Raw genomic sequence first — 3,456 nt, 5'->3', positions numbered from 1 at the left:
GGCTTCTGGGTGGTCATCTAAGTCTGAGAGACTACGATGCTCAGGTGGGTGAAGCCATGGCCATGGTCAAAGCGCTTAACCGGATCACGCTATTAGGAATGCCGAACAGTATTCGCATCACGTAACAATCGACCCGTATGGTGCGCAGTCGTTACAAGTTCTGATTTATTCAACAAAGCCGTCACGATTTGAGAGACCTGCGGATGCTGTTGGAACAGACCGAAGGCACTGGCGTCAACATTTACACCCACGGTGAAATTTTACCGGCGCACTGCTATCCCGATTTGAAAAAATTCTCGCATCTGGTGGGTAACTACGGCAGTGGATGGCAGAACCAGCAGGTTGAATTTGCCAAGTTCCTAGGCCCTATCGTGATAACCTCAAACTGTATCATCGACCCGAATGTCGGAAACTACGGCGATAGTATCTGGACACGCAGCATTGTGGGTTGGCCGGGCGTCAACCATCTGTAAGGCGATGATTTCAGACAGATTATTGCTCAGCCACAAGACCTAGCCGGTTTCCCGTACAGTGAAATCGAGCACAACATTACCGTCGGTTTCGGGCGTAAGACCCTGCTCAGCGCGGCGGATACCGTGATCGATTTGGTGGCTAACGGTAAGTTGCGTCATGTGTTCCTGGTGGGGGGGATGTGACGGCAGCAGCAGTGAACGCAGCTACTTCACCGATTTCACCCGTAGTGTTCCTGATGATTGCCTGATAATGACGCTGGCATGCGGCAAATATCGCTTTAACAAGCTGGACTTTGGCACGCTGGAAGGGTTACCGCTTCTGCTCGATGTCTGCCAGTGTAACGATGCCTACTCAGCCATCATTCTGGCCGTGAAACTGGCAGAAAAACTAGGCTGCGGCGTGAACGACCTGCCATTGAGCCTGATACTCTCCTGGTTTGAGCAAAAAGCTATCGTCATTCTGCTCACGTTGCTGTCGCTGGGCGTCAAAAACATCAGAACCGGTCCTACCGCCCCCTGCTTCCTGACGGATAACCTGCTGGCCGTACTGAACGAAAAATTCGGTATGCGTTCGATAACCACCGTAGAAGAAGACATCAACACTATTCTGTCCGCTTGAGAGCAATAGGATAACAAGCGGCGCGGCAACGCGTCGCTTGTGCTGTTTGAAGGGCACTCATGACACAACCGACCTCCGCACGCCCGAACCGCATGCAAGTTCACTCCATTCGTCAGGAAACGCCTGACGTCTGGACGCTTTCGCTGATTAATCACGATTTCTACCCCTATCGCCCGGGACAGTATGCACTGGTTTGCATTGCCAACGACCCCGATACCCTGCGCGCCTATACCCTCTCCTCAGCCCTAGGATTAAGCCCGTTTATCACGCTGACGGTGCTGCGTGTAGAACAGGGGACGGGCTCAGGCTGGCTGACGCAGCAGGTCAACCCTAGCGACTATCTGTGACTTTCCGATGCACAAGGTGAATTTACCTGCGTTGATGCAGGTCATGCCGAACAGGAATGTTATCTGATGATGGCCGCAGGCTGTGGCGTTACGCCCATTATGTCGATGAGTCGCTGGTTATTGGCGCACCGCCCCAACGTTCACTTGCAGGTTATCTTTAATGCTCGTAACCCGCAGCAGGTGATTTTTGCCACGGAGTGGCAACGCCTTACAGAGCACTATCCATCACAGCTGACGCTGACGTTGGTCGCCGAATTTGACGCCGAAACTGGTTTTCTCGCCGGAAGGTTAACACCTGAGTTACTGAAACAAGCCGTGCCGGATCTGGCACAGCGCATGGTGATGACCTGCGGCCGCACGTTGCCGCACCGGTCGCCGATGCTGGCGTCCCCGCAACACGTTTTTACAAAGAACAGTTCCAGATTGGTGCTGAATCACTGGAAGAGGACGGTGAGCAGTTGACGCTGACCATTCGCCAGCCGCTTAATACACTGCGTGTTCCGGTGGGCATCAGTCTGTTAGCTGCGTTGGAAAGCCATAAAATAACCGTTAATGCCGCCTGCCGCGCAGGCGTATGCGGCAGTTGCAAAACTAAAGTGCTTTCCGGCGATTACACCACCAGTAGCACCATGACGCTGACAGCAGAAGAGATTGCACAAGGCTATGTGCTCGCGTGCAGTTGCCAACTGCACGGTGATACGGTACTGGCGTAACCTAAGGCTTTGCCACACCCGCAACCGCTGGTGTGGGTTCCTTATAGGACAATGCGATAATTTTTTTGACGCAGGCATCGATAGAGTAGCGCAACATCACGTCGTCGCTGGCGTGGCGGGCACTCTGACGGTAGGGAGCAGGATGCATAAGGAAATCAGCAATAGCATTCTGCCATGCCGCAACATCATCGCACGGCAACAATACGCCATTTTCCTGATGGCGGATAACATCCGGGATTCCTCCCACGTCACTCGCCATCACCGGGACGCCAAAATACATCGCCTCAACCAGTGCCATCCCAAAAGACTCATTACGTGAAGGCATCAACACTAGATCTGCATGCCGGTAGACGGCCGCAGCCGGAAACAGCTTGCCCGCCATTAGCACGTTATCTTGCAAACCATAGCGTGCAATCATCGCGTTGATAACCTTGTACTCAGGGCCATCACCAACGATCAGATAACGAAATGCATGGCCTGACTGCTTGAGTGCCGCAAACGCGGCCAACGCGGTATCATGCCCTTTTTCACCACGCAGCATACCGACCTGTACAATGACAGGCGACGTACCGGCCTCCAGCCAACATTGCACAGAGACAGGCAAAGGACGCTCACTTTGAGCATGCAAGGTAGCAAAGTCAAACCCGGGTGCGACTACCTCAATTTTTTCATCACGACAGCCACCCGCCACCATCGCGCGCTTCATACCACTACTGGGCACCACCACCTGATCTGCCAGATAATTGGTGCTAAACGGCTTAATCCTGCTGGTAAGATAGGTTTTTTGCCGCACGAGCGTTGGCTTGTTCCAGGTCAGCTTGGTTGCCAGTGCAGCAATATTTGCATCATGCCCGCTGTGACTGACGACAAATAAGGGATGATATTCATTAATAAGCTGTCTGAAACGCCACAGCGAGGGGAAATGATAACTATTTCGAAATGTAATCGGGTATATTGGAATATGTTTTTCTGCGGCAAGTGTAGCGACTTCACTTTCCGGGCGACATGCCAACAGCACCTCAAAACCTAGATGTTGTAAGGCCTGTAATTGCATCATGGCTTGCAATTCCTGCCCGCCAACATGCTTAGAGGATTCCGTGTAGAGAATGCGTTTTCTCATAAATAAACCTAGTAAAAACAACCAGCACCTTACCCTCAAACACCGGCTTTGTTGAATAAATAGATATTATGCTGCGTAGCCATAAAGGCTGCGGATTCCCTTGACGTAAAATCAGTATGTTAAATCCAGAGCGTGGTGATGCATCCCGGATGCGATCAGCATTTTAATCCAAAACAGGTGTGTC

The 3,456-nt window shown here is 52.1% G+C and carries 1 protein-coding gene and 3 pseudogenes; 3 read left to right on the top strand and 1 reads right to left on the bottom strand.

Going from position 1 to position 3,456, the window contains the following annotated elements:
* The 3 pseudogenes from QZ506_RS11235 to hcr form a co-directional block, all read left to right on the top strand.
* Positions 1-125: pseudogene (locus QZ506_RS11235) on the top strand (IS5/IS1182 family transposase); the annotation flags it as partial.
* A gap of 57 nt (positions 126-182) precedes the next feature.
* Positions 183-1,092 (top strand): annotated as a pseudogene (gene hcp, locus QZ506_RS11230) (hydroxylamine reductase); the annotation flags it as partial.
* 59 nt (positions 1,093-1,151) lie between these two features.
* A pseudogene (gene hcr, locus QZ506_RS11225) lies at positions 1,152-2,152 on the top strand (NADH oxidoreductase).
* Between the two features lies 1 nt (position 2,153).
* On the opposite strand, the gene QZ506_RS11220 reads toward hcr, so the two are convergent.
* Positions 2,154-3,272: a glycosyltransferase gene (locus tag QZ506_RS11220; RefSeq protein ID WP_291971116.1), complete on the bottom strand. Its 1,119-nt coding sequence runs from the start codon at positions 3,270-3,272 to the stop codon at positions 2,154-2,156.
* Between the last annotated feature and the right edge of the window lie 184 nt (positions 3,273-3,456).

Origin of the sequence: Candidatus Symbiopectobacterium sp., from assembly GCF_020054415.1 — a bacterium.
Taxonomy (GTDB): Bacteria; Pseudomonadota; Gammaproteobacteria; order Enterobacterales; family Enterobacteriaceae; genus Symbiopectobacterium.
The sequence above is the reverse complement of the archived record's forward strand: the minus strand, read 5'-3'. Positions and strand labels throughout refer to the sequence as shown.

Bases quoted from the DNA above. Each gene is read 5' to 3' on its own strand.
- QZ506_RS11220 (WP_291971116.1), bottom strand. From the start codon at position 3,272: ATGAGAAAACGCATTCTCTACACGGAATCCTCTAAGCATGTTGGCGGG.